The sequence below is a fragment of the Neorhizobium sp. T7_12 genome (assembly GCF_002968535.1).
Classification (GTDB): domain Bacteria; phylum Pseudomonadota; class Alphaproteobacteria; order Rhizobiales; family Rhizobiaceae; genus Neorhizobium; species Neorhizobium tomejilense.
The window spans coordinates 1,170,804-1,197,185 of record NZ_PVBK01000001.1 but is presented as its reverse complement, the minus strand read 5'-3'; the positions used below and the strand labels follow the sequence as shown (position 1 = coordinate 1,197,185).

The window sequence follows — 26,382 nt, the reverse complement described above, 5'->3', positions numbered from 1 at the left end:
TCATGGTCTCGACCAGGCTGAAGATCGTCATCCTTGCTCCCAACGTTGGCTTTGACCAGTGCGTCGAGAGGCGAGACTGTCGCATCTCTAACTGGCCCAACTGTCGCATTACTAAATAGCCCCTACATCCAAGTGTCGCATAAGATAGATTATGGAACTATCCGATACGCACCCAGGCCTGGAAAACCGGGATTTGTGGCCACTCCACTCCACTATTATTCTGCCATCGATCAGAGATCGAGGACAACCTCGAACGCGAGACCGTCATAGGCTGGTTCGACATGCTGCGGCGTCTGCGCCATCACGGTGTCGTAGTCGAGCGGAAGATGCATATGCGTCAGGATCGCGTGTTTCGGCGCAAATTTCGCGATCCATTCAAGCGCCTGTTCGAGCGACAGATGGCTCGGGTGATATCGGTACTGCAGCGTATCGATGATCAGCACGTCGAGCCCGCCGAGCTTCGCCACGCTTTCAGGCGGAAAGTCGCTGACATCGCTGCAATAGGCCACGTCGCCGATCCTGAAACCCAGCGAATGGATGTCGCCATGCACCTGCAGATGCGGCAGGAAACGGATCGGTCCGCCCGGCCCGTCCACGACGATCGGCTCGTCCATGGTCTCGATCAGGAACGGCCGGACGATCGGCGGATAATTGCCGCCCGGCGGCGTTTCCAGGCAATAACCGAACCCCTGGCGGATCCGGTCCATGGTGACCGGATCGGCGTAGATCGGGATGCGATGGTGCTGCAGGATGAAATAACCGCGCAGGTCGTCGATGCCGTGCAGATGATCCGCATGGGCGTGGGTGTAGAGAACCGCATCGACCCGCTGTACGTTGGCGGAGATCATCTGCTCGCGAAAGTCAGGACCGGTGTCGATGACCACCACGGTGCTGCCGCCATCGGGCGCGATCTGCTCCACCATGAAGGCGGCACGGGTGCGGCGGTTCCTAGGGTTGTTCGGATCGCAGACGCCCCAGTCGCCATTCAGCCGCGGCACGCCCGGCGACGACGAGCAGCCAAGAATGGTGAAGCGTCGCCGATACCTCGCCACAGGTCAGAGCCTCGGCATCTTGGAGAAAATGCGGAACGCGTTCTCCGTGGTAACCTCAGCGATTTCCTCGTAGCTGACGCCCATGCATTCGGCGAGCACCTCGGCCGTATTCACCACATGGGAAGGTTCGTTACGCTTGCCGCGCCAGCGCTTCGGCGCCAGATAAGGCGCATCCGTCTCGACCAGCAACCGGTCGAGCGGCACGGTTCTGGCGATCGTGCGCAGGTCTTCCGATTTCGGGAATGTCAGGATGCCGGAGAAGGATACGTAACCACCGAGTTCCACGCCGATGCGGGCAAGGTCGGCGCCCGACGAGAAACAATGCAGGATGAAAGGGAAGGCCCCCTTCCCGCTTTCCGCCGTCAGGATCTCGGCCATGTCCTCGTCGGCGCTGCGGCTGTGGATGATCAGCGGCAGACCGGTTTCCCGGGCGGCCGCGATATGGCGGATCAGCCCGGTCTTCTGGTCGGCCGGCGTCTGCGTGTCGTAGAAATAGTCCAGCCCGGCCTCGCCGATCGCGACGATCTTCTCATGCGCATTGGCGATCCGCACCAGGTCTTCGGTCTCAATGTCCAGTTCCTCGCCGGCATTGTTCGGATGCGTGCCGACCGAGCAGAAAACCGACGGATATTGCTCGGTGAGTGCAAGCAGTCCGTCGAGTTTTCGAACCCGCGTCGAGATCGTCACCATCTGGCCGACGCCGGCCTCGTGGGCGCGCGACACGATTGCGTCGCGCTCCTCGGCGAAATCGGCAAAATCCAGGTGGCAATGGGTATCGATCAGCATGGATAAGGCCTTATGCGCTCGCTTCCGGCGCCACATAACGCGGAAAGACCGGCGCCGGGGCTTCGAGCGGCGTACCGGGCTTCAGGCGACCAGCTTCGCCAAGCGCCGCAAAATCACGGCTGTCGGCCGGAGAAGCCACGAGATCGAGCAGCTTGGCCGACGATTCCGGCATGAACGGCTGCAGCAGAATGGCGATCTGGCGCACGACCTCCGCCGTCACGTAGAGCACCGTGCCCATGCGGGCCGTATCCGTCTTTTTCAGCACCCACGGCGCCTGAGCCGCAAAATAACGGTCCGTCTCGGAAACGACGCCGATGATCGCCGCAAGAGCGCGGTTGATCAGCTGCTTGTCCATTTCCTCGCGGCAGATGGCGATCAGGCCGTCGGCCGCCGCAAGCAGTTCCTTGTCGGCATCGGTGAGCTCGCCCGGTTCCGGAACATGGCCGTCGCAATTCTTGACGATCATCGACAGCGAGCGGCTGGCAAGGTTGCCGATGCCGTTGGCCAGATCCGCATTGACGCGGGTGGCGATCAGCTGATCGTTGCAATTGCCGTCCTGACCGAAGGAAATCTCGCGGCAGAGATAATAGCGCACGTAGTCGAGCCCGAATTTCTCCAGAAGCTCGAACGGATCGACGACATTGCCGACCGACTTCGACATTTTCTCACCGGCATTCAGCACGAAGCCGTGGGCGAACACGCGCTTCGGCAGCGGCAGCTTCGCCGACATCAGGAAAGCCGGCCAGTAGACCGCATGGAAGCGGATGATGTCCTTGCCGATGACATGCACGTCCGCCGGCCAATATTTGGCGCGGGGGCCGTTCGGATCTTCCATATAGCCGGTTGCGGTGATGTAATTGGTCAGCGCATCAACCCAGACATACATGACATGGGCCGGATCATTCGGTACCTTGATACCCCAATCAAAGGTCGTGCGCGATACCGACAGGTCCCGCAGGCCGGATTTCACGAAGGAGATCACCTCGTTGCGGCGCTCGTTGGGGCCGATGAAATCCGGGTTTTCCTCGTAGTGCTTCAGCAGCTTATCGCCGTATTCGGAGAGCTTGAAGAAGTAGCTGGACTCCTCAACCCACTCCACCGGCGTTCCCTGCGGCCCGTAGCGGACGCCATCGCGCACCGATGTTTCGTCCTCGGCATAAAACGCTTCGTCACGCACCGAATACCAGCCGGCATAGGTATCCTTGTAGATGTCGCCATTGTCGGCCATCCGGTTCCAGATATCCTTGGAGGCCTCGTGGTGGCGCTGCTCGGTGGTGCGGATGAAATCGTCGTTGGACGCGTTGAGCAGCTTGCCCATCGCCCGGAACTCACTCGAGTTGCGCTCGGCAAGCGCTTCCGGCGCAATGCCTTCGGCGCGCGCCGTCTGCTGCATCTTCTGGCCGTGCTCGTCCGTGCCGGTCAGGAAGAAAACATCCTTGCCGTCCAGGCGCTGGAAGCGCGCCATGGCATCCGTCGCGATCAGCTCATAGGCATGGCCGATATGCGGCTTGCCGTTCGGGTAGGAAATCGCAGTGGTGATGTAATAGGGCGTCTTGTCGGACATCAGGGGCACTCGGGCACTTGGATTTGGATCATGCCGCTCTTAGCGCATGTTTCGCTGATGCGAAACACAAAGTTCCTTATGCGGTTCCCGCCCCTGCCCTTAGCTCAGCGCCGCGCGGCATCGAGGATCGACAGGATCGTCTGCTTGCGGTCGAGATTATAGACCTGCGCGATGGTAATCTTCTCGGTCATGTCGCTGACCAGTTTAGCCTGCCGGTCGGCCGTCGGAAGATCGCCGGCAAGGGCCGCGTTGCGCGCCTTGGCGATCAGGTGATCGCTCAGGTGCTCCAGGAAAAAACCGAAGATCACTTCGCTGTCCTTGCCGGACAGCACATCCGCCAGCCGGTGCATCGCCTTGCGGGCTGTAGGCCCGTCGGCCGCGACCACTTCCTCGAAGGCGGAGATGATCTCGGTGCCGCCATAGTTCAGGAGTTTCAGCGCCTGGGAAACGCTGCCCTTGGACTTGGCCAGCACCATCTCCTGCGTCTTGCCGCCGTCGAGCGGCGTACCCAGGCCCGCGAGCGCCTTCGCAAGATCCCGGTCACCGAGCGGCGACAGCCTCAGCGACTGGCATCGCGAGCGGATCGTCGGCAGCAGTTTTCCGGGCGCATGCGAGAGGACCAGGAAGAGCGCGCGGCGCGGCGGTTCCTCGAGAATCTTAAGGATGGCGTTCGCCGCATTGCGGTTGAGATCGTCGGCCGGATCGATGATGACGATCCGCCAGTTGCCGGTGCCTGACGTCTGCGAGAAGAAATGCCCGGCCCTGCGCACCTCGTCCACCGTAATCGCGGTTTTCGTCTTGCCGGTCTTCTCGTCCACCGGCCGGGCCAGATGCAGGAGGTTATGCGAGGCCCCGGACGCGATCTGGCGGCTGACGGACGAATTGAGATCGGGATCGGTGAGACGATCGGGCGCAGTCGCGGGATCGGGATGCGAAAGCACGTGGTTGGCAAAGCGGAAAGCGAGCGTCGCCTTGCCGATGCCTTCCGGTCCTTCGATCAGGATCGCGTGATGCCCCTTCCCCGAGCGGTAGCTGCGCGCCAGGAATTCCTCGGCGGTCTGATGGCCATAGAGATGCGGATTGCGCGCCGGCGGCACGGCGCCTTCCAGAATGCCGGCGGTTTCCTCGCTCATCCGACCGATTCCGCGCTGCTCTTCTGGGTAAAGCTCAGTTCGCGCACCAGCGGCTCGACAATCGCGAAAATCTCGTCGGCGATCTCGTCTTCGGAGCGCTCGGCGTCGACCACATAGCAGCGTTCCGGTTCCGCCTCGGCGATTTCGAGATAGGCCTCGCGGCGTTTTTCGTGGGTTTCGATCTCTTCGCGCTCAAAACGATCGGGCGCGCTGTCGGCGCCGCGCTTGCGGGCGCGTTTCAGCCCGACTTCGGCCGGCAGATCGAGGATCAGCGTGCAATCCGGCACCACGCCGTTGATCGCCACCCGCTGCAGCGCCTCGATGTAATCGGGCTCCAGATTGCCGGTAACGCCCTGGTAGACGCGTGAGGAATCGATGAACCTGTCGCAGAGCACGACGGCGCCGCTTTCGAGCGCCGGCCGGATTACTTCCTCGACATGGTCGTTGCGGGCGGCGGCAAACAGGATCGCCTCCATCCGCACGCCGAACTCTTCCGCGGCCCCCGAGAGCAGAACGTGGCGCACGGCTTCCGCCCCCGGCGAGCCGCCAGGCTCGCGGGTCATCAGCACATCATGGCCACGGCGGCGCAGCTGGTCTGCGAGCCGGCGAATCTGGGTGGATTTGCCAGCCCCCTCGCCGCCTTCGAAAGTTACGAACAATCCGGAATGTTCTGCCACGCGTCTTTCCGCACTCAATTTTATGCTTCAGCTTATAACGCATATGGGTGCGCTGCGAAACATCGTGTTGTCAAAGCCAGAAGAACATCAGTTCGAGCAGAGCGTCCGTCGCCTGGCTGACGAGGCTACCGGTTTCGATCGGCTTGGCCGTTACCAGCGGCACTTCCCGCACCACCCGGTCGCCCGAAGAAATCCTCAGCACGCCGACATCCTGGCCTTCGGTCACCGGAGCCCTCAGCGGCCAGCGATAGATGATTCGCCCGGAGAGGCGGTCGGGATTATTGGCCGGCAGATAGATATCGACCGGTTCCCGGGCGACGAGATCGACATGGCTCGACGTGCCGCCATAGACGCTCGCCTGGCCGATCACCTCTCCCTGCTTGAACAGGACCTTGGTCTCGAACGAAGATAGTCCCCATTCGAGCACCCTTCTCGCCTCCTCCAGCCTTTCCTTGTCGCTGGCAAGCCCACCCATGGCGAGGAAGAGCCGCGTGCCGTTGCGTGTCACCGACGCCACCAGCGCATAACCCGAACCCTCGGCAAAACCGGCCCCAAGGCCATCGACGCCGATATTGAGCGAAAAAAGCGGGTTCTTGTTGCGCTGGAAGATCTTGTTCCAGGTAAAATCCGGCTGGGCGTAGATCGGATAGAATTCCGGATATTCGCGAAAGATATGACGAGAGAGCTCGACGAGGTCGCGGGCAGTCGTGCGGCTCTCCGTATCCGGCAGGCCAGTGGAATTGCCGAAGACGGAACGACCGAGCCCGAGATCCTTGGCGCGAGCCGTCATCCGGGATGCAAATTCGGCTTCGGAACGGGAAATCCCTTCCGCCAGCACGATGCAGGCATCGTTGCCGTTCTGGACGACGACGCCCCTGATGAGGTCTTCGACACGGATCTGGGATTTCAGCGCCGCGAACATGGTCGTGGTGCCCGAGGGCGCCCCGCCGGTGCGCCAGGCAAATTCGGAGACCGGGAAGACGGTCTCACGGCTGATCTCGCCGCGCTTCAGCGCACTGAAAACCACTTCCATGGTCATCAGCTTGGCGAGCGAGGCCGGCGGGAAGCCCTGGTTTTCATTGGAGGCGAGCAGCACCGTGCCGGTCTTCGCCTCGACCATATAGACCTGCTTCGCCTTGGTCACGAAGGCGGGCGGCGGTTCCTGCGCGTTGACCGCTCCCGAAGGCGCGCCGGTTTGCAGGAATACCTGCAGCAATACTAGGCAAAGCAGAATCAGCAGGCGCCGCATGATCACCCCACGAACCGTCCTTCCCCATGCCTAGCAGTGGCGATAGCACCCTGCAATCGCCCATGAACTAGCGCTCGGGCTTTTGAGCGGCCTTGGGACCTTCCAGCACCATGTTGCCGAACACGACCTGCGGGGCTTTTGCCTGCGAAGCGGATGAATAGGCGGTTTCCAGGTTCCGGCCCTGCGGTGGCCGCGCCTGAGCCTCGATGGGGTAGGAAGAGGCGACCTGGCGGGTCTGCGCGGACGCAACCCCGGCAACCGGCCGTTCGATCGGGTGCGGGCCGACCTGCGGCAATGTCGAGAAATTCTCGAATGCCTCGAAGGCCGGGGGCGCGGAAGCTGCCGGCGCCGGGCCGCTTGGCGTGCGGCCTGCCAGCGCGGTCGGACGCGGCATGGCCGAGCCGTAGCTCTGGAGCTGGTCGCCCAGCGTCTGGTTCGACGCGACCATGACGCCGGTTGCGATCTGGCCTTCCGGCCGGATCGACGGCAGGCGATCGCCCTTGCGGATGTAGGAGGCCATCAGGAACGGCATGTCCTTGCCGTCCATGCGGGCGCGGCCGACATACTGCACGTTGACCTTGGCAGTGCCAATCCGCTTCATATCCAGCATTTCGGCCGTCTTGTCGGAAACGTCGATGATGCGGCCCGGATGATAGGGGCCGCGGTCGTTGACCCGGACGATGACCGAGGTGCCGTTGTCGATATTGGTTACCCGGGCATAACTCGGCAGCGGAAAGGTCGGATGGGCGGCCGAGAGGTGGTCGCTGTCATAGACTTCGCCATTGGCGGTCAGGCGGCCGTGGAAGGCGGACCCATACCAGGAGGCAAGACCGCTCCGGTTATAGTTCGGATCTTCCTTCGGAACGTAGGTCTGGCCCTTCACTTCATAAGGCTGGCCGACCATGAACCGGCCGCCACCCTTCGGCACCGGTCGTCCGTCGCCGACCACGCGCGGGCTCGCCTTGACGCCATATTCCTTTTCGGAAAAATACTCTTTGCTGCGAGGTTTCGACTTCGGTGCCTCTGTCGTCGCGCAGGATGCCATCCCCGCGCAGACCATCGTTATCCCGAGCCATTTCGCACCCAGCGAAAGCTTGCCGCCACTCACACCCAAACTCATCCGTCCCATGCCGCCTTCACTGCATCAGGCTGCGAACGATCCTCGCGATCGCACCGCCTTTCACAGCCATTGAACCGGTCCGGGACATACCCCTATGCCGACGGACACAATGGAGGCGAACTTTTGCTAGCATCGCGGCAAAAATGCGAACGAAAATAGGGGAAAAGATAAAATTCTATTTGATATGGTTAATAATACACTAACGACGATTACTCGCAGCCAAGATTAACTTCGGAGGAATCCAGGTATTGCACAGTCATAGTTCCGGATCATCATGCCATTGTGTCTGGAACGACAGCTGGCCGGTAAATACCGACTGCCCAAACTCGTTTCGCACCTCGACGGAAATCGAGCCCTTCCCCCGCTCGGGAAATTCCTCGCGGGCGATGTCGGCCAATATCCGGCTCACCTCCCGGCTGATCTCCTCGCGAGTCGATATTTCCTGACCCTCATTGTCACGCACAGGCCCGTCGCCATTGATCAAGTCGAAGAAATATCGCGCCATTCCATGCTCGCTGCCTTGAGTATCTAGCGACCGAATTTCCTTCGCGGGCATTTGTTCCCGCTCAGTGGCCAGTGTTTCCGAGGGATCTATATGGCCTCCTCATCCGTTCTTTCCCTGGATATTGACACCCGCCGAGGATAACCGTGATCGACTCCTTACTTCTCAATCTGGAACAGCATGACCTTCTCACCGATGAAGAGCGCGACATCCTCCGGCGTATCATTGGCCGTGAAAGGCGCTTTCTGGCAGGAGAAGACCTGGTGGTCGAAGGATCGAGGCCCGGCTACAGCAGCCTGCTCGTCGACGGGTTCGCTGCCCGATACAAACTGACGGCGGAAGGGACCCGGCAGATCACGGCGATCCACGTCGCCGGCGATTTCGTAGACCTGCATGCCTTCCTGCTGAAAACCATGGATCACGGCGTGATCGCGCTTTCCCCATGCCATGTCAGCCTTTGCGACCATGCGGACCTGAAGCAGGTGACGGAACAGAACCCGCACCTGACCCGGATGTTGTGGCTCGATACGCTGATCCACGGCTCGATCCACCGCGCCTGGATCGTCGCCATGGGGCGGCGCTCCAAAGTCTCGCACCTCGCCCACATTCTTTGCGAACTCTATGTCCGGCTGGACGTGGTCCGCCGCACCAACGGCTGGACCTTTCACCTTCCGCTCTCGCAGGGCGAGATGGCCGACGTGCTGGGATTGTCGCTCGTCCACATGAACCGCGTCATTCAGACGCTCAGGCGAGAGCGCCTGATCTCCTGGTCCAACCACACGATCATCATTCTCGACTGGGAACGACTGAAGGACGTGGCCGAATTCGATCCGACCTACCTGAGCCTGTCCGTGGAGCCACGGTGAGAGGCGTGGGGCTATCGCTGCGCGGTATCATGATACGCCAACATGGCGGAAGACCGGTCACCCGCTGAACCTGATGTATGGCAAGCCTCTACCCAACCGGCCTTCTGCGATCACCCCACCACCCCAGACACATAGGCGGGGTCAAACTTCGCGCAATGCTAGTTGAGCCTCGACACGCTGCGGAAGTTCGTCATAATCCCGTCCGTTATTCCGGGGGATTTTATGAAGTACTTTTTACTTGCTGTTTCAGCGTTTGCCTTGACTGCCTGCCAGACCCAAACGCCAGACGAATGGAAGATACATAGATCAATCAGAAATTCCGCTGAACGTAGCTGTCACGACAAGCAGGGGACGGACCTCTATTCGAAATGCGTTGAAGACGGGGTACAAGCAGGAACCAAATTCGTGAAAAGCATCCTGCCTCGCTATCGCGAGCCAGCGAGGCGTTGATTGCCGGGCGCAATTGTTGCTCAAAGAGAACCCCGCTGACTAGGCGGGGTTTTGAATTGCGGCCGACCGATTGGGGTGTTGGCCGCATCGGGATGGCGGAAGAGGTGGGATTCGAACCCACGGTACGGTTTCCCGCACGCCGGTTTTCAAGACCGGTTCCTTAAACCACTCGGACACTCTTCCAGTGCGCTGGCTTTATAACGGTCACGCGTCCAGCGTCAACCTCGCCTGCCCCATCAGCCCTCGGCAAAGCTCTTCAGTGTCTCGCCCGAAAGCCGATAGCGGATCCACTCGTTCATCGGCTCGGCGCCGATCGCCTCGTAGACCCGGATCGCCGGCTCGTTCCAGTCGAGCACGCTCCATTCGAAGCGGCCGCAACCGTTCTCGAGGGCGATCTGCGCCAGCCGCTTCAGCATCGCCTTTCCGGCGCCGAGCCCGCGCGCTGCCGGCGTCACATACAGGTCTTCGAGATAAAGCCCGTTTCTCGCCTGCCAGGTCGAATAGCTGAAAAACCAGATCGCCATGCCGACGGGAACGCCGTCCTGCTCGCAGACCAGCGCCCTGGTCACCGACGTCTCGCCGAAAATGGAGCTTTCGATCGTCTCGACGGTGGCCGCGACCTCGTGCTCGGCCTTTTCGTAGATCGCCAGCTCGCGGATGAAACCGAGCAGCGCCGCGGCATCCCCGCGAACACCCTCCCGTATGGTCAATGCCATCGAAAACCCTTTGAATTGAATAGGCTGAAGCTATGTCTTGAAGCTGACTTCGGTGTCAAGAGACGTGCCGCGGCCCTCACTCGGCGGCGGTCTTGATCTCGATCACCTCGACCTCGTAGGAATACCCGTCCAGCATGCCGTAAGCCTGCTCGATATTCTCGATCTCGGTCTCAGCCCTGCCGATCGCGTCGTTGATCGCTTCACACCGTGATCTCAGCATGCGGCCCAGCACGTCGGTCTCGGGCTTTCGGCCGATACGGTCGATGTGGTTGCGGATGCGGGCGCGGTGGCGCTCCATCTCCAGGATATGGAAGCGGGCATTGACGATCTTGTCGGTCAGCTTGCGCCGTATGGCGGCGACCGGATCGAAACTTCCCGGCTCGCGCTCGTCGAGGATGATCTCGTTCACCAGCGTTTCGAGAATCACCAGCCCCTGGAGATCCTTCGTGTCGGCGAGTTCCGGGTCGTAACCCGTATCGTCGTAGACTTTTCGGCGTACCGGATCAGAGAGCAGTTCATAGGACACGGTCAGTTTTCCGAATGCATCGACGTCGCCGCCGGCATCCGGATGAACCGTTTTTGCGCGTTTGCGATAGGCTGACTTGATGGCTACGCCATCCGCCTCGCGCGAAACACCAAGCATCTCATAAGGGTCGATCACAGTGTCACCTGTTTTCGGCAAATCCGGTTTCATTGTCTAACGGCTAAGGCCAGCGGTCTCAACCCCTCACCGACTCTTGTGGCCAATTATGGGCAGGCCATATCCTTGCCGGATTTTCCCACAGGGCAGTCAAGCCGGCTAGCGGCGCCGGAGCGGCCATGACGGGCGACGGCCCTCGGCGACGGGCGCCATCAGGAAGCTGATCAGGACGCAAGGCAGCAGCACCAGGAAGGTCGCGACGAGATCGACATGTTCGGCAATGAAACCGAGTAGCGGCGGCACGCCGATCGTCGACAACATCAGCGTCAGGCCCAGCGCCGCAAGGTTTTCCGAGGGCTGACCCTTGCCAAGCTCGATCGTCGTCGAGACCGCCAGCGGGTAAGCGAGCGCCACGCCGCAACCGATCAGGAAAAGCGCAAGACCGGAAAGCGTCAGGCTCGGCGTCGCCACGAGAAGGACAATCCCAAGAGCGACGGAAACGGCCGAGGCACGCACCAGCACCATGGATCCGAAACTGTCCCGCAGCATGTCGCCGGAAAGTCGCGTCAGCCCCATGCCGACGGTAAAGGCGGCATAAAGCACGCCGGCAATCGCCGGATCGGCCTTCAGCTGTTCGCGCAGAAAAAAGATACCCCAGTCGTAGACTGCGCCCTCGACGATGCAGAGGCCGAAAACCATGACGCAGATCAGCACGATCATCCTGTCCGGAAGCACATATGCCCCGCGCTTGTGGTCGAGCCGCGTCTGCGGTGAGACCTCCCGGGGGGTGATCCAGAACACCAGCAGGCACGCAGCGACGACGAAACCAGCGGCCATGGTCTGCTGCACGAAGGGCGTCACCGCCTTTTCCGCCAGGAAGCCGGAACAAAGGGAGCCGGCGAGCAGGCCGACCGACCAGAAACCGTGGCTGCGGGACAGCACCTTCCGGCCGGTCCGCTGTTCTATGCCGGCGGAAATCATGTTGGCAGCCACGTCGAAAATCGTGCGGAAGAAACCGAAGAGAAAGAAACAGATTACAAATCCCACGACCGGAAAGACGGTCAGCGCGGGCGTGAGCATGGCGCAGATCGGCAGAGTGACGAGTGCCGTCAGCCGCGGAGTAAAGCGGTCGTTGATACGTCCTGCGAGCGGCAATGCGAGAAACGTACCGACAGGCGCGCTCAGCAGCGCCAGACCGAGGCCAGCCTTGTCGATTCCGAGCGACGCTTGGATAGCCGGCAACCGCGTGAACAGCGAAATGAACAGGATGGCGTTGCTGAAATAGAGGAGAGCCGGCGGTAAAAGGTTTTTCATCGAAATTGCATGTCCGGGCGAATCAATATTCCCGCCGCATTCCTGACAGTGTCGGCCGATACCGACAAGCCGCGATAACGGGACCCTGCCCTGCGCCTCCGATGGGCGGAATATCACGAAAATGTGCGGATAACGGCAGCGGGTGCTTCAACGCGTCATCATTCTGTAATCATTCGGATTCGTTTGCCTTCAAGAAAGGCATTGCGCGAAAAACTCGCAGGCGCCATCTTCTCCTTGCGCCTAAAGGCGCTAGCCTTCCCGTGCTCACCCTTGGAGAAAGCCGATGCTGGTTCGATATGTTGCCGTCGTTCTGTGTTTCGCTCTCTGTTCCTTTACCGCCGTCAAAGCCGAAGATCCGGTTGCCAATGCTCAGGCGGTGATTTCCAGCCAGATCGCCGCGCTCATGCAGGATGACGCGGAAAAGGCCTATTCCTTCGCCTCGCCCGGGATCCGCAGCCTCTATCCCAACAAGGACCGGTTCCTGGATATGGTGCGGAAAACCTACGAGCCCGTCTATCACGCCGGCAACTATGCCTTCGGCCGCTCGAAGATGATCGGCGGCGGCGAAGTGGTGCTGCAGGAAGTGATGATCAGCGCCAGGGAAGGCAAGGACTGGACGGCCATCTACGAAATGCGGCTGATGGACGACGGGTCCTACAAGGTCAACGGCGTGCGGATGATCCGCAACACCGCCAGCCAGGGAATCTGACAGCGTCGATCAGACCGGATCGATATCGCCCTTCGCCCACATTTCCTGGGTTTCGGCGTAGAAATCGGCGAACCGCCCCTCGGCGATCGCCTGGCGGATGCCCTTCATCAGATCCTGATAGTAGTTCAGGTTGTTCCAGGAGAGCAGCATGCCGCCAAGCGCCTCGTCGGCGCGCACCAGATGGTGCAGATAGGCGCGGGAATAATCGCGCGCGGCCGGGCAGTTCGATTCCTCGTCCAGCGGCCGCATGTCCTCCGCATGGCGGGCATTGCGGATATTGACCTTGCCGCGGCGGGTGAAGGCGAGCCCATGGCGGCCCGAACGGGTCGGCATCACGCAATCGAACATGTCGATGCCCCGCGCCACCGATTTCAGCATGTCGTCCGGCGTGCCGACGCCCATCAGGTAACGCGGCTTTTCGAACGGCAGAACCGGAAGCGTGGTTTCGAGCATCTTCAGCATGACGTCCTGCGGCTCGCCGACGGCAAGCCCACCGACCGCATAACCCTTCAGATCGAGCTGTTTCAGGCCTTCGGCTGAGCGGACGCGAAGCTCGGGCTGGTCGCCGCCCTGGACGATGCCAAACATCGCCTTGCCTGGCTGTTCCCCGAAAGCGACGCGGCAACGCTCAGCCCAGCGCAGCGACAGTTCCATCGCCCGTTCGATCTCCTTCGGCTCGGCGGGCAGCGCCACGCATTCGTCGAGCTGCATCTGGATGTCGGAGCCGAGCAGGCCCTGGATTTCGATCGAGCGCTCCGGCGACATGTGGTGCAGGCTGCCGTCGACATGGCTCTTGAACGTCACGCCCTTCTCGTCGAGCTTGCGAAGACCCGACAGCGACATGACCTGGAAACCGCCGCTATCGGTGAGGATCGGATGTCTCCAGCGGATCAACTCATGCAGGCCGCCAAGCCGGGCGACGCGTTCCGCGCCCGGGCGCAGCATCAGGTGATAGGTATTGCCGAGAATGATATCGGCGCCGGTATCGCGCACCTGGTCGAGATACATGGCCTTGACGGTGCCGACCGTGCCGACCGGCATGAAGGCCGGGGTGCGGATCGTACCGCGCGGCATGGTGATTTCGCCAAGCCGCGCGCCGCCATCGGTGGCCTTGAGATTGAACTGGAAAGTCTCGGTCATCGGTTGTCCCGGAAAAGAAGGCTGGAATCGCCATAGGAATAAAAGCGGTAGTCGGTTTCGATCGCGTGGGAATAGGCCGCGCGCATCGTCTCCAGCCCGCAGAATGCCGAGACGAGCATGAACAGCGTCGATCGCGGCAGGTGGAAATTGGTCATCAGCATATCGACCGCCTTGAAGCGGTGGCCCGGCGTGATGAATATGCCGGTCGCCCCGCTCCAGGGTTTTACCGTGCCGTCATCGGCAACGGCGCTCTCGATCAGGCGCAAAGAGGTGGTGCCGACGCAGACGATGCGCCCACCGGCGCGTTTCACCGCATTCAGCCGCGCGGCGGTCTCGGCGCTGACATGGCCGATCTCCTGGTGCATCTTGTGCTCGGCCGTGTCGTCCGCCTTGACCGGCAGGAAGGTCCCTGCCCCGACATGCAGCGTCACGAAATGCCGTTCGATGCCGGCAGCAGCGAGGTTCGAGAAAAGCTCCGGCGTGAAATGCAGGCCCGCCGTCGGCGCCGCGACGGCACCTTCCTCGCGGGCGTAGATGGTCTGGTAGTCCTTTTGGTCCTGTGCATCTTCCGGGCGCTTGGCGGCGATATAGGGCGGCAGCGGAATGTGCCCGACCGCCATGATCGCCTCGTCGAGCGCCGGGCCGGAAAGATCGAAGCGCAGGGTGATTTCGCCGCCCTCGCCCTTGTCTTCCACGGTTGCGGCAAGCGAACCGATCAGGCAGGCGTTCCCGCCATGGCCGAATTCGATCCGGTCGCCGATCTTGATGCGCTTGCCCGGTTTGGCGAAGGCCTTCCAGCGATCGGGGGCGACGCGCATATGCAGCGTCGCGGACACTTGCTGGCCACCCGCTCCTTCGCGGTGGCGGATGCCCTCGAGCTGCGCCGGTATGACCTTGGTGTCGTTAAAAACCAGCGCGTCGCCCGGTTTCAGGAAACCCGGCAGATCGGACACGCGGTGATCGGCAAGCACCGGCTGGCCCGCTGATCCTCCCTCTGGCCGGACGACGAGCAGCCGGGCGCTGTCACGCGGGCTCGCAGGCCTCAGCGCTATATTTTTTTCCGGGAGATCGAAGTCGAAGAGATCGACGCGCATGGATTTTCCAAAAAGAGAAGCCCGCCCCGCCGACAGACGGAGCGGGCCATTCGTTCCGTCGAGATCAGACGTCGGCGGCGACGCGCACCGAAACGATCGAGTCCGGATCCTTGACCGGCTCGCCCTTCTTGATCTGGTCGATGAAGTCCATGCCTTCGATGACCTGGCCCCACACGGTGTACTGCTTGTTCAGCCACGGGGCGTCGGTGAAGCAGATGAAGAACTGCGAGTTGGCCGAGTTCGGGCTCTGCGAACGGGCCATGGAGCAGGTGCCGCGGACATGCGGGACGGCGGAGAATTCAGCCTTGAGGTCCGGCTTTTCCGAGCCACCCATGCCGGCGCGGGCCGGGTTGAAGCTTTCGGAACCCTGCTTGCCGAATTTCACGTCGCCCGTCTGGGCCATGAAATCGGGAATGACGCGATGGAAAACCACGCCGTCATAGGCGTTCTCGCGGGCAAGCTCCTTGACGCGGGCGACGTGGCCCGGCGCCAGATCGGGCAGAAGCGAGATGACAACCTTGCCCTTGGTGGTTTCCATGATGAGGGTGTTTTCCGGATCTTTGATCTCGGCCATATGCTTTCTCCTTGATTCGGCACCCGATTGTCGTCTGCGACAAGGCGCCCTTCGTTTAATTCCTGCGGCCTACTTCTTGCCGCCTACTTCTTGCCGACAGTGACCTTGATCATCTTGTCGGGATTGGTGACCTCGCCATTGCTACCCTGGCCGCGCTTGATCTTGTCGACCAGTTCCATGCCGGACACGACCTTGCCGACGGCGGTATACTGGCCGTCCAGGCTCGGATATTTGGTGAACATGATGAAGAATTGCGAGTTCGCGGAATTCGGATCCTGCGACCGCGCCATGCCGACGATACCGCGCTCGAACGGCACTTTCGAGAATTCGGCCGGAATATCCGGCATTTCCGAGCCGCCCATGCCGGCGCGAGCCGGGTTGAAGCTCTTGCCCCCCTGCTTGCCGAACTCCACGTCGCCCGTCTGGGCCATGAAGCCGTTGATGACCCGATGGAAGACGACGTTGTCGTATTCGCCCTTGGCGGCGAGCGCCTTCATCTGCGCCACATGTTTCGGCGCAACTTCCGGCATCAGCTGGATCACCACGGGGCCATCCTTCAGCTCGATGGTCAGGAAATCATCCGGGCCGGCAACAGCCGGCAGGACCATGGAAGCGAAGGCGAAAGCGCCGGCGACGGCAAGACGAAGCAGTTTCATGGAAAGATCTCCGGGTTTCGGAAACGATCAGCGTTTCAGCTTGTTGTTCAGGGCCTTCAGGACCGCGGCAGGCACGAAAGCGCTGACGTCGCCGCCCATCGCCGCGATCTGCCGGACCAATGTGGCCGTAATGGGCCGCGACGCGGTGCCTGCAGGCAGGAAGACGGTCTGGATATCCGGCGCCATCTGCCGGTTCATGCCTGCCATCTGCATTTCATAGTCGAGATCGGTGCCGTCGCGCAGGCCGCGGATCAACAGGCCGGCGCCGTTGGCGCGGGCGGCATCGACCACCAGCTTGTCGAAGGAAACCACCGATACGTGGCTGACTTTGCCCGGCAACGCTTCGGCAAGCGAGGCGCTGATGAGTTCGGCCCGCTCCTCGAAGGTGAACATCGGCACCTTGCCCGGATGAATGCCGATCGCGACGATCACCTTGTCCGCGACATTCAGCGCCTGGACGAGCACGTCCAGATGTCCGTGAGTCATCGGATCGAAAGAACCGGGATAAAAAGCGGTGGTCATGCCGAGGTCCGGACCTGTTTCAGCGAAATTTCACGCGCCTTTTGTCACGGAAGCCGCCCAACCGCAAGCATCTCCCAATTCTGAACGAAAGATGAATGGCCCGTTCAAGGGCGTTTCAGCGGCGCCATGGTCTTATCACGATCGTGGCGGGCGAAAGACCCGTGCGTATCTCGGGAGAAACGACGACAAATGCTGGCTTTGATGGTGATGGGAGCCGTGGTTCTCGCTTTTGCATTGGAGGCTTTCGTAGTCGCCTTCGGACCGGAAGAAGCCTGAAAAAGACTTCGAATTCTGAACGCCAGATGAACAGAGCATTCAAGGACGCTTCAGAGCCACACGGTTAAGTATCTCTCAAAATGCGGTGGAACCTGTTTGCGCGATGCGCGTTCAGGCTAACAAGAAGGACAGATGGCGATGATCGCGAGAAGGAAAACGATCATGCTGGACAAGATCACCATGATCAACCTGGTCTGGACGGCCATGATTGCGGTGATGCTGACGGCAACGGTAACCCTTTATCAAGATAAATCCCAATTGGCAGATCTCAATTATCCGCAAGTAACGGGCCGTTATAGCGATCTCTCGTACTACTGAGGCGGATACACGGACGAGAAAGGAACCCCATGTTCGTGACGTTGACAGTACTTGCAGGTTTGATCAGCATCATGTTCGTGGCTTCCGTGGCCTCAACGATTTCCGAGCTCCGGCGCGAACGTGCCGACATGAAGGATTTCAGGGATTTCTCGCGCCGCCACAGCGTGTTCTGACGTATTGCCCGATTTGACGATTTGACAGTAGCGAACCGCATTCACGCAGACTTTCCCGTCGCAAGCGGTTCAAACAAAAGCCGGAGGATTTTCATCCTCCGGCTTTTTATTTTGGGCGTTTTTTGATTGAGGTGCGGCTTATTCCGCCGCACCCTCATCCGTTGGACCGGCTTCCGGGGCGGCAGCGCCGAGATCACCGGTCTCGCTGACGATTTCCTCCGGCAGGCCATTGCCGTTTTCCTCGTCGCCTTCCGGCTCGCTGATACGCTCGACCGAGACAACCTTCTCGTCCTTTGCGGTCGAGAAGATCGTGACGCCTTTGGTGGCGCGGCTGGCGATGCGGATGCCGTTGACCGGCACGCGGATCAGCACGCCGCCATCGGAGACGAGCATGATCTGGTCGTTGTCCTCGATCGGGAAGGCGGCGACGAGTTCGCCGATCTCCGCTGTCTTGGACGTATCGGTGGCGCGGATGCCCTTGCCGCCGCGGCCCGAGGTGCGGAAGTCGTAGGAAGACGACCGCTTGCCAAAGCCCTTTTCGGAAACCGTCAGCACGAACTGCTCGCGGGCCTTCAGTTCCTCGTAACGGTCGTCGGAGAGCTGTCCCTCCTCGGTGACTTCCTCACCCACGAGAGCGATATCCTCCTCGTCGACGCCTGCGGCGCGACGTTCGGTCGCCGAACGCTTGAGATAGGCCGCGCGCTCCCAGGGCTCCGCATCCACATGGCCGACAATGGTCATGGAGATGATGCGGTCGCTTTCGCCGAGCGTGATGCCGCGTACGCCGATCGAATTGCGGCCGGCAAAGACGCGCACGTCACCAACGGGGAAGCGAATGCACTGGCCGAGCGCGGTGGTCAGCAGCACGTCGTCCTGATCGGTGCAGGTCTCGACGGAGAGGATTTCGTCACCCTCTTCCTCGAGCTTCATGGCGATCTTGCCGTTGCGGTTGACCTGCACGAAATCCGACAGCTTGTTGCGGCGAACGGTGCCGCGGGTTGTCGAGAACATCACGTCCAGGTTCTCCCAGGTCGTTTCGTCCTCGGGCAGCGGCATGATCGTGGTGATGCGTTCGCCCGGCTCCAGCGGCAGCATGTTGATCAGTGCCTTGCCGCGGGACTGCGGCGTGCCGATCGGCAGGCGCCAGACCTTTTCCTTGTAGACGATGCCGCGCGAGGAGAAGAACAGAACCGGCGTGTGGGTATTGGCCACGAACAGGCGCGTGACGAAATCCGCGTCGCGCGTCGCCATGCCGGAACGGCCCTTGCCGCCGCGACGCTGGGCGCGATAGGTGCCGAGGGTGACGCGCTTGATATAACCGAGATGCGAAACGGTAACGACCATGTCCTCGCGGGCGATGAGATCCTCATCGTCCATTTCGAGACCGCCTTCGAGGATCTGCGTGCGGCGCGGCGTGCCGAATTCATCGCGTACGGCAGCGAGCTCTTCCTTGACGATCGTCTGGATGCGCAGGCGCGACGACAGGATGTCGAGGTAATCGCTGATCTCGGCGCCGATCTTGTTGAGTTCATCGCCGATTTCATCGCGGCCGAGAGCCGTCAGGCGGGCGAGACGGAGCTCGAGGATGGCGCGCGCCTGTTCCTCGGACAGATTGTAGGTACCGTCCTCGTTAATCTTGTGGCGCGGATCGTCGATGAGCCGGATCAGCGCATCGACATCCTGAGCCGGCCAGCGACGGGTCATCAACTGCTCGCGCGCCGTCTGCGGATCGGGTGCGCGACGGATCAGGAGAATGATCTCGTCGATATTGGCGACCGCGATCGCCAGGCCCACCAGGACGTGAGCACGTTCGCGAGCCTTTCGCAGCAGGTATTTCGTGCGCCGGCTCACCACTTCCTCGCGGAAGGACACGAAGGCGCGCAGCATGTCGAGCAGCGCGAGCTGTTCCGGCTTGCCGCCATTCAGCGCCACCATGTTGCAGCCGAAGGAGGTCTGCAGCGGCGTGTAGCGATAGAGCTGGTTGAGGATCACGTCGGCATTGGCATCGCGCTTCAGCTCGACGACGACCCGGTAGCCCTGGCGGTCGGATTCGTCGCGCAGGTCGGAAATGCCCTCGATGCGCTTTTCGCGTACCAGCTCGCCGATCTTCTCGACCATGGTCGCCTTGTTCACCTGATAGGGAACTTCGGTGATGATGATCTGCTCGCGATCACCGCGCATCGGCTCGATTGCGGCGACGCCGCGCATGATCACCGAGCCGCGGCCGGTCTCGTAGGCGGAACGGATGCCGGCCCGCCCGAGGATCAGGGCGCCTGTCGGAAAGTCCGGACCGGGAATGATCTCCATCATTTCCGGCAGCTCGATCGCCGGGTTGTCGATCAGGGCGATACAGCCGTTGATCACTTCCACCAGATTGTGCGGCGGGATGTTGGTCGCCATGCCGACGGCGATGCCGCCTGCGCCGTTGACCAGAAGGTTCGGGAATTTCGCCGGCACCACGACGGGTTCGGAGAGCGTGCCGTCATAGTTGTCGCGGAAATCGACGGTTTCCTTGTCGAGATCGTCGAGCAGCGCGTGGGCCGCTTTCTCGAGGCGGCATTCGGTGTAACGTTCGGCCGCCGGCGGATCGCCGTCGATCGAGCCGAAATTGCCCTGGCCGTCGATCAGCGGCAGGCGGAGCGACCAGTCCTGCGCCATACGCGCCAGCGCGTCATAGATCGCCGAGTTGCCGTGGGGATGGAATTTACCCATCACGTCCCCGGTTACACGGGCGCATTTGACGTATTTCTTGTTCCAGTCGATGCCGAGTTCCGACATGCCGTAGAGGATGCGCCGGTGGACCGGCTTCAGTCCGTCGCGGACGTCAGGAAGGGCGCGGCTGACGATGACGCTCATGGCGTAATCGAGGTAGGACCGCTGCATCTCTTCCATGATGGAAATGGGTTCGATGCCTGGAGGCAGCTTTCCGCCGCCGGGTGTGCTTTGCTCAGTCAAATCGGATCACGATCTCTGTTCGGAATCAGTTTCTTTTTTATAGCGGAAAGCGGTTCCGAGCGCCAATTTCCACAATGGTTTTGAACAGCTTTTGCGGCTTTAACACGGCTTTTGAACAAGGTCGAAACATGCCGCGACGCTGACGGGGTGGGCTTTCTTTCGCTGCCGGCCTGTCCTAACAATCTTCGCATGCGACTGCAAGGATTGCAGCCTGACAGGGAGAGGATATGGCGACCCCCGATATGCTGGTCAATGCGCTGACCACGATGCTCGTGACACTCGACCCGCCCGGTCTGGCGCCGGTCTTTCTGGGCCTGACCGTCGGCATGACCGCCCTCCAGCGCCGCCAGGTCGCCTTTCGAGGATCGCTGATCGCCTTCGGCATCCTCGCCGTCTTCGCGCTGTTCGGTTCGAGCGTGCTCGGGCTGCTCGGCATTTCGATCGGTGCCTTCCGTATTGCCGGCGGCCTGCTGCTCTTCTGGATCTCGTTTGAAATGGTGTTTGAGAAACGCCAGGAGCGAAAGGAGAAGACATCCCAGGCGGCGATCACCATCGACCACATCCACAATATCGCGGTGTTTCCGCTGGCGCTGCCGCTGATTGCCGGACCGGGCGCGATCTCGGCTACCGTCCTGCTTTCCGGCACCCTGCCCGGCGTTCTCGATCGGGCGCTTTTCATCGGCGTCATCGCGCTGATCATGCTGCTCGTCTACGCAACGCTTCTGGTCGCCGAACGGCTCGACCGTTTCCTCGGGGTCACCGGAAGGGCGATCCTCACCCGTCTGCTCGGCGTGATCCTCGCGGCGCTCTCCGTTCAGTTCGTCGTCGACGGGGTGCGGTCGGCCTTCAATCTTTAGGCCCGCACTCTTCGCGTAGGACCCAGCGTTAGATAAGACCTGGGCGACAGAGCGGAATTTTCTGCTAAAACGCGATTCATCTCACCTCACTCGAAGGTCTCCATGATGCGCCGCATGTTGCGCCGACTCCTGCCGGAAGCCACCCCCGTCAGCCCCAAGGAACGATTGCGTGCCGCACTTGGCGCGCTCGCGGGCATTCTGGTGACGGGACTGCTGGGAAGTCTGGCTTTGAAAGCAGATGCATCGCTTCCGGCGCTGGTCGCCCCCATGGGGGCCTCGGCCGTGCTGTTGTTTGCGGTGCCTTCCAGCCCGCTCGCACAGCCGTGGTCGATCCTTGGCGGCAATATCGTCGCCGCCCTTGTCGGCGTGACCGCCGCGCTTTTGATAACCAATCCGTTCCTGGCCTCGGCGGTGGCAATCGCCGTTGCCATCGCCTCGATGATGACGCTTCGGTGCCTGCATCCCCCGAGCGGGGCGATCGCGTTGACCGCGGTGCTGGGTGGGCCGGCCATCCACCAACTCGGATATGGTTTCGTGATCTGGCCCGTCGCCGGCAACTCGCTGGCCCTGCTGCTGCTCGCGCTGGCCTTCAACAATCTGACGGGACGTCGATACCCGCACGCGGCCAAGCCGACGGCGGCCGATCACGGCACGACCGATCCCGCCTCGATCCAGCGGATCGGCTTTACCTCCGCCGACCTCGACGATGTCCTGAAAGAATACGACGAATTCCTGGATATCGACCGCGACGACCTCGAAACCATCCTGCGGCGGACGGAACTGCGCTCCTATCGCCGGCGCGCCGGCCATCTCGATTGCGCCAGCATCATGTCGCGCGATGTGGTGGCGGTCGCACCCGACAATACCCTGAAGGAGGCGCACGACCTGATGCGCGCCCACCATTTCAAGGCCCTGCCGGTCACCAACGACAGGGCGGAAGTGGTTGGCATCGTCACCCAGACAGATTTTCTCGACAAGGCGAACTGGACGAGAGGCCGGCCGAAAATCGGTTTTGCCCAACGTGTGCGCCTCGTTCTGTCGGGCGCCAGCGCACCGAACGACACGGTCAAGGACATCATGACGACGCCGGTCAGGACGGTTGGCCCGGCCACGCCGATCGCGGACGCTATCGTCATCTTCGCCGAGGAGGGGCTGCACTACCTGCCGGTAACCCGGGAGAACAACAAACTGGTCGGCATTCTCTCGCAAACGGACGTCCTGGTCGCGATGCTCGCCGACAAGGCGGCCGCCTGATCGATAATTCAGGCAGCTGCCGTTTCATAAATCGATGCCGACCGACCGATCAGAACGGGATGTCGTCGTCGAGATCGCGCGAGAAATTGCCGCCGGCCGGCTGACCGCCGGAGGACGGAGCGCCGCGGCTCGCGCCGCCCGCAGCGGGCCGACGCTCGTAATCGTCACCGCCGCCAAAATCGTTGCCGCCGAAATCGCTGCCGACACGATTGCCGCCGCCACCGCCACCGCCGAAACCAGCACGGTCACCGCCGCCCTCGCCGCGGCCATCCAGCATGGTCAGCGTCGAGTTGAAGCCCTGAAGCACGATTTCCGTCGAATAGCGGTCGTTGCCGGTCTGGTCCTGCCACTTGCGGGTCTGCAGCGCGCCTTCGATATAGAGCTTGGCGCCCTTCTTCACGTATTGCTCGACGACCTTGCAGAGACCTTCGTTGAAGACGACGACAGTATGCCATTCGGTCTTCTCGCGGCGTTCGCCATTGTTGCGATCGCGCCAGGTTTCGGACGTGGCGATGCGAAGGTTGGCGATCGGCCGGCCGTCCTGCGTCCGGCGGATTTCAGGATCAGCCCCCACATTCCCCACCAGGATTACCTTGTTCACACTACCAGCCATATTCATCACCTCATCTGCCGCCCGGTAACGGCACCAAAAATCAATCGCGGCACTCTAGCCCATCGGGCCCAGCCATTGGGCTTTTGCGATCTTTAATCCACAGGCAAATTTGTTCTTTATTTGTTCTATTTTATTCCTATAGTGCTGTCAACCGACTCGGGAACGGCGTTGCATGGCAGCAGTTTCGTCTCGACAGTCGTGGATCAATCACTACATAAGGGCCTTCGATCCTCCCGAGAGCATGAAGATGAGCGAACTGAAGAGCATTTCCATACGTGGTGCGCGCGAGCATAATTTGAAGGGGATCGATCTCGATTTGCCCCGCAATTCGCTGATCGTCATGACCGGCCTGTCCGGTTCCGGCAAGTCGTCGCTCGCCTTCGACACGATCTACGCAGAAGGCCAGCGGCGTTATGTCGAAAGTCTTTCGGCCTATGCGCGCCAGTTTCTGGAAATGATGCAGAAGCCGGATGTCGACCAGATCGACGGACTTTCCCCGGCGATCTCGATCGAGCAGAAGACGACGTCGCGCAATCCGCGCTCGACGGTCGGCACTGTCACCGAAATTTACGACTATATGCGCCTGCTTTTTGCGCGCGTCGGGGTGCCCTATTCGCCGGCGACGGGCCTGCCGATCGAAAGCCAGACGGTCAGCCAGATGGTCGACCGCATCCTCGCCTTCGAGGAAGGCACGCGTCTTTATATTCTCGCGCCGATGATCCGCGGGCGCAAAGGCGAGTATAAAAAAGAACTCGCCGACCTGATGAAAAAGGGGTTCCAGCGCGTCAAGGTCGACGGCCAGTTTTACGAGATCGCCGACGTTCCGGCGCTCGACAAGAAATACAAGCACGATATCGATATCGTCGTGGACCGGCTCGTGGTCCGCTCCGATATTGCCGCGCGCCTGGCGGACAGCCTTGAAACCTCGCTGAAACTGGCAGACGGGTTGGCGGTCGCCGAGTTCACCGACAAGCCGCTGCCGCCGGAAGAGACTTCGGCCGGCGGATCCGCGAACAAATCCCTCAACGAGACGCACGAACGGGTGCTGTTTTCTGAAAAGTTCGCCTGCCCCGTTTCCGGATTCACGATTTCGGAAATCGAGCCGCGGCTGTTTTCGTTCAACAATCCTTTTGGCGCCTGCCCCACCTGCGACGGGCTCGGCTCGCAGCAGAAGGTGGACGAAGCGCTGATCGTGCCGGAGCCTGCCCGGACGCTGCGCGACGGCGCGATTGCGCCGTGGGCGAAATCCACCTCGCCTTATTACAATCAGACGCTCGAAGCACTGGGCAAGGTTTTCGATTTCAAGCTGTCCAGCCGCTGGAACGAGCTTTCTGCGGAGGCGCAGAGGGCCATCCTCGAAGGCACCGAGGAAAAGATTGAATTCCACTATGCCGACGGCGCCCGCTCCTACAAGACGGTCAAGAATTTCGAAGGCATCGTGCCGAACCTCGAGCGCCGCTGGAAGGAAACCGACAGCGCCTGGGCGCGCGAGGAGATCGAACGGTATATGTCGGCGGCGCCCTGCCCGGCCTGCAACGGCTATCGCCTGAAGCCGGAGGCACTCGCCGTAAAGATCAACAAGCTGCATATCGGCCAGGTCACCGAGATGTCGATCCGGATCGCGCGCGACTGGTTCGAGGTGCTGCCGGAACAGTTGAACGCCAAGCAGAACGAAATCGCGGTCCGCATTCTGAAAGAGATCCGCGAGCGCCTGCGGTTCCTGAACGATGTCGGCCTCGATTATCTCAGCCTGTCGCGCAATTCCGGTACGCTCTCCGGCGGCGAAAGCCAGCGCATCCGGCTTGCCTCGCAGATCGGGTCCGGCCTGACCGGCGTGCTCTACGTGCTCGATGAACCGTCGATCGGCCTGCACCAGCGCGACAATGCCCGCCTGCTCGACACGCTGAAACACCTGCGCGACATCGGCAATACGGTGATTGTTGTCGAGCATGACGAAGACGCGATCATGAGTGCCGACTACGTCGTCGATATCGGCCCGGCAGCCGGCATCCATGGCGGACAGGTGGTGGCCGAAGGCACGCCCAACGAGGTGATGGCCAATCCGAAATCGCTGACCGGCAAATATCTGTCGGGCGAGCTCGGCGTGCCGGTACCGGCCGAGCGCCGCAAGCCGAAAAAGGGTAAGGAAATCAAGGTTTTTGGCGCCCGCGGCAACAACCTCAAGAATGTCACGGCAGCCATTCCGCTCGGCGTGTTCACCGCTGTGACAGGCGTGTCCGGCGGCGGCAAGTCGACCTTCCTGATCGAGACGCTTTACAAATCCGCCGCGCGCCGCGTCATGGGCGCCCGCGAAATCCCGGCCGAGCACGACAGGATCGACGGTTTTGAACATATCGACAAGGTGATCGACATCGACCAGTCACCGATCGGTCGGACGCCGCGTTCAAACCCCGCCACCTATACCGGCGCCTTCACGCCGATCCGCGACTGGTTTGCCGGCTTGCCGGAGGCAAAGGCCCGCGGCTACCAGCCGGGCCGTTTCTCGTTCAACGTCAAGGGCGGCCGCTGCGAAGCCTGCCAGGGCGACGGCGTCATCAAGATCGAGATGCACTTCCTGCCAGACGTCTATGTCACCTGCGACGTCTGCCACGGCAAGCGCTACAATCGCGAGACGCTCGACGTCACCTTCAAGGGCAAGTCGATCGCCGACGTGCTCGACATGACGGTCGAGGAAGGCGTCGAGTTCTTCTCGGCGGTGCCGGCGGTGCGCGACAAGCTGCAATCGCTTTTCGATGTCGGCCTCGGCTATATCAAGGTGGGCCAGCAGGCCAATACGCTTTCGGGTGGCGAGGCGCAGCGCGTCAAGCTAGCCAAGGAGTTGTCGAAACGTTCGACGGGGCGCACGCTTTACATCCTCGACGAGCCTACGACCGGCCTGCATTTCCACGACGTAGCCAAGCTTCTGGAAATGCTGCAGGAACTGGTGAACCAGGGCAATTCCGTGGTGGTTATCGAACACAATCTCGAGGTCATCAAGACGGCCGACTGGATCATCGATATCGGCCCGGAAGGCGGCACCGGCGGCGGCGAAGTGATCGCGGCCGGCACGCCCGAGCAGATCGTCAAGGAAAAACGGTCCTATACCGGCCATTTCCTGAAAGAACTGCTGGAGCGGCGGCCGGTCAAGAAGGTCGAAGCGGCGGAGTAGACT

At 61.4% G+C, this 26,382-nt stretch carries 25 protein-coding genes and 1 tRNA gene; 7 read left to right on the top strand and 19 right to left on the bottom strand.

Annotated features, from left to right (window positions below):
- Nucleotides 1–230 precede the first annotated feature (230 nt).
- The 8 genes from C5J26_RS05885 to C5J26_RS05850 all read right to left on the bottom strand — a co-directional run bounded on the left by C5J26_RS05885 (nt 231) and on the right by C5J26_RS05850 (nt 8,137).
- Entirely contained in the window at nt 231–1,052 is an 822-nt protein-coding gene (locus C5J26_RS05885) for an MBL fold metallo-hydrolase (RefSeq protein ID WP_105400866.1), read from the bottom strand.
- Nucleotides 1,053–1,055: 3 nt separating this feature from the next.
- A complete protein-coding gene (locus C5J26_RS05880; RefSeq protein ID WP_105400865.1) occupies nt 1,056–1,838 on the bottom strand; it encodes a TatD family hydrolase in 783 nt (260 codons plus the stop codon).
- A gap of 10 nt (nt 1,839–1,848) precedes the next feature.
- The gene (gene metG, locus C5J26_RS05875) at nt 1,849–3,402 is read right to left on the bottom strand and encodes a methionine--tRNA ligase (protein WP_105400864.1); all 1,554 of its coding nucleotides are present in this window, start codon (nt 3,400–3,402) and stop codon (nt 1,849–1,851) included.
- A 104-nt stretch (nt 3,403–3,506) separates the two neighbouring features.
- The gene (locus C5J26_RS05870) at nt 3,507–4,535 is read right to left on the bottom strand and encodes a DNA polymerase III subunit delta' (RefSeq protein ID WP_105400863.1); all 1,029 of its coding nucleotides are present in this window, start codon (nt 4,533–4,535) and stop codon (nt 3,507–3,509) included.
- Entirely contained in the window at nt 4,532–5,212 is a 681-nt protein-coding gene (tmk, locus tag C5J26_RS05865; RefSeq protein ID WP_105400862.1) for a dTMP kinase, read from the bottom strand. Before tmk ends, C5J26_RS05870 begins: the two co-directional genes overlap by 4 nt.
- Nucleotides 5,213–5,282: 70 nt before the next feature.
- A complete protein-coding gene (locus C5J26_RS05860; RefSeq protein ID WP_206051157.1) occupies nt 5,283–6,461 on the bottom strand; it encodes a D-alanyl-D-alanine carboxypeptidase family protein in 1,179 nt (392 codons plus the stop codon).
- Nucleotides 6,462–6,528: 67 nt separating this feature from the next.
- Nucleotides 6,529–7,581, bottom strand: a complete 1,053-nt coding sequence (locus tag C5J26_RS05855; RefSeq protein WP_105400992.1) for a septal ring lytic transglycosylase RlpA family protein — start codon at nt 7,579–7,581, stop codon at nt 6,529–6,531.
- Nucleotides 7,582–7,837: 256 nt separating this feature from the next.
- Entirely contained in the window at nt 7,838–8,137 is a 300-nt protein-coding gene (locus C5J26_RS05850; RefSeq protein WP_371681888.1) for a hypothetical protein, read from the bottom strand.
- 92 nt (nt 8,138–8,229) lie between these two features.
- Here C5J26_RS05850 and C5J26_RS05845 point away from each other — a divergent pair, with 92 nt between their 5' ends.
- Entirely contained in the window at nt 8,230–8,949 is a 720-nt protein-coding gene (locus tag C5J26_RS05845; protein ID WP_105400861.1) for a Crp/Fnr family transcriptional regulator, read from the top strand.
- A gap of 543 nt (nt 8,950–9,492) precedes the next feature.
- On the opposite strand, the gene C5J26_RS05840 is transcribed toward C5J26_RS05845, so the two are convergent.
- The 4 genes from C5J26_RS05840 to C5J26_RS05825 form a co-directional block, all read right to left on the bottom strand.
- A tRNA-Ser gene (locus tag C5J26_RS05840) sits at nt 9,493–9,582 on the bottom strand.
- A gap of 53 nt (nt 9,583–9,635) precedes the next feature.
- Nucleotides 9,636–10,115: a GNAT family N-acetyltransferase gene (locus C5J26_RS05835; RefSeq protein ID WP_105400860.1), complete on the bottom strand. Its 480-nt coding sequence runs from the start codon at nt 10,113–10,115 to the stop codon at nt 9,636–9,638.
- Between the two features lie 76 nt (nt 10,116–10,191).
- Complete coding sequence (locus tag C5J26_RS05830; RefSeq protein ID WP_172723838.1) at nt 10,192–10,776, bottom strand: J domain-containing protein; 585 nt, start codon at nt 10,774–10,776, stop codon at nt 10,192–10,194.
- A gap of 138 nt (nt 10,777–10,914) precedes the next feature.
- Nucleotides 10,915–12,069 (bottom strand): MFS transporter, encoded by a 1,155-nt coding sequence (locus tag C5J26_RS05825; RefSeq protein ID WP_105400858.1) that lies wholly within the window; start codon nt 12,067–12,069, stop codon nt 10,915–10,917.
- Between the two features lie 283 nt (nt 12,070–12,352).
- Between C5J26_RS05825 and C5J26_RS05820 the strand changes: the two genes are divergently transcribed.
- Nucleotides 12,353–12,778, top strand: coding sequence for a DUF4864 domain-containing protein (locus tag C5J26_RS05820; protein ID WP_105400857.1), 426 nt, complete (start codon nt 12,353–12,355; stop codon nt 12,776–12,778).
- A gap of 9 nt (nt 12,779–12,787) precedes the next feature.
- Here the strand turns inward: C5J26_RS05820 and tgt are convergent, their stop codons facing one another.
- From tgt to coaD, 5 genes are all read right to left on the bottom strand, one after another.
- The gene (gene tgt, locus C5J26_RS05815; protein ID WP_105400856.1) at nt 12,788–13,918 is read right to left on the bottom strand and encodes a tRNA guanosine(34) transglycosylase Tgt; all 1,131 of its coding nucleotides are present in this window, start codon (nt 13,916–13,918) and stop codon (nt 12,788–12,790) included.
- Nucleotides 13,915–15,012 carry a tRNA preQ1(34) S-adenosylmethionine ribosyltransferase-isomerase QueA gene (queA, locus tag C5J26_RS05810; RefSeq protein ID WP_105400855.1) on the bottom strand — a complete coding sequence of 366 codons (1,098 nt, stop codon included), beginning with the start codon at nt 15,010–15,012 and terminating at the stop codon, nt 13,915–13,917. Before queA ends, tgt begins: the two co-directional genes overlap by 4 nt.
- Nucleotides 15,013–15,076: 64 nt before the next feature.
- A complete protein-coding gene (locus C5J26_RS05805) occupies nt 15,077–15,586 on the bottom strand; it encodes a peptidylprolyl isomerase (RefSeq protein WP_046633694.1) in 510 nt (169 codons plus the stop codon).
- An 83-nt stretch (nt 15,587–15,669) separates the two neighbouring features.
- The gene (locus C5J26_RS05800; RefSeq protein ID WP_105400854.1) at nt 15,670–16,242 is read right to left on the bottom strand and encodes a peptidylprolyl isomerase; all 573 of its coding nucleotides are present in this window, start codon (nt 16,240–16,242) and stop codon (nt 15,670–15,672) included.
- 27 nt (nt 16,243–16,269) lie between these two features.
- Nucleotides 16,270–16,764, bottom strand: coding sequence for a pantetheine-phosphate adenylyltransferase (gene coaD / locus C5J26_RS05795; RefSeq protein WP_105400853.1), 495 nt, complete (start codon nt 16,762–16,764; stop codon nt 16,270–16,272).
- Between the two features lie 438 nt (nt 16,765–17,202).
- On the opposite strand from coaD, the gene C5J26_RS32555 reads away from it, so the two are divergent.
- Complete coding sequence (locus C5J26_RS32555) at nt 17,203–17,358, top strand: hypothetical protein (protein WP_155414821.1); 156 nt, start codon at nt 17,203–17,205, stop codon at nt 17,356–17,358.
- 29 nt (nt 17,359–17,387) lie between these two features.
- Nucleotides 17,388–17,531 (top strand): hypothetical protein, encoded by a 144-nt coding sequence (locus tag C5J26_RS32550; RefSeq protein WP_167336316.1) that lies wholly within the window; start codon nt 17,388–17,390, stop codon nt 17,529–17,531.
- A 138-nt stretch (nt 17,532–17,669) separates the two neighbouring features.
- Here the strand turns inward: C5J26_RS32550 and gyrA are convergent, their stop codons facing one another.
- A complete protein-coding gene (gene gyrA / locus C5J26_RS05790) occupies nt 17,670–20,486 on the bottom strand; it encodes a DNA gyrase subunit A (RefSeq protein ID WP_105400852.1) in 2,817 nt (938 codons plus the stop codon).
- A 227-nt stretch (nt 20,487–20,713) separates the two neighbouring features.
- Between gyrA and C5J26_RS05785 the strand changes: the two genes are divergently transcribed.
- Nucleotides 20,714–21,343 carry a MarC family protein gene (locus C5J26_RS05785; RefSeq protein WP_038542993.1) on the top strand — a complete coding sequence of 210 codons (630 nt, stop codon included), beginning with the start codon at nt 20,714–20,716 and terminating at the stop codon, nt 21,341–21,343.
- A gap of 105 nt (nt 21,344–21,448) precedes the next feature.
- The gene (locus C5J26_RS05780; RefSeq protein WP_105400990.1) at nt 21,449–22,597 is read left to right on the top strand and encodes an HPP family protein; all 1,149 of its coding nucleotides are present in this window, start codon (nt 21,449–21,451) and stop codon (nt 22,595–22,597) included.
- 49 nt (nt 22,598–22,646) lie between these two features.
- On the opposite strand, the gene C5J26_RS05775 is transcribed toward C5J26_RS05780, so the two are convergent.
- A complete protein-coding gene (locus C5J26_RS05775; RefSeq protein WP_105400989.1) occupies nt 22,647–23,210 on the bottom strand; it encodes a single-stranded DNA-binding protein in 564 nt (187 codons plus the stop codon).
- Nucleotides 23,211–23,457: 247 nt separating this feature from the next.
- On the opposite strand from C5J26_RS05775, the gene uvrA reads away from it, so the two are divergent.
- The gene (uvrA, locus tag C5J26_RS05770) at nt 23,458–26,379 is read left to right on the top strand and encodes an excinuclease ABC subunit UvrA (protein ID WP_105400988.1); all 2,922 of its coding nucleotides are present in this window, start codon (nt 23,458–23,460) and stop codon (nt 26,377–26,379) included.
- The last annotated feature ends 3 nt before the right edge of the window (nt 26,380–26,382 follow it).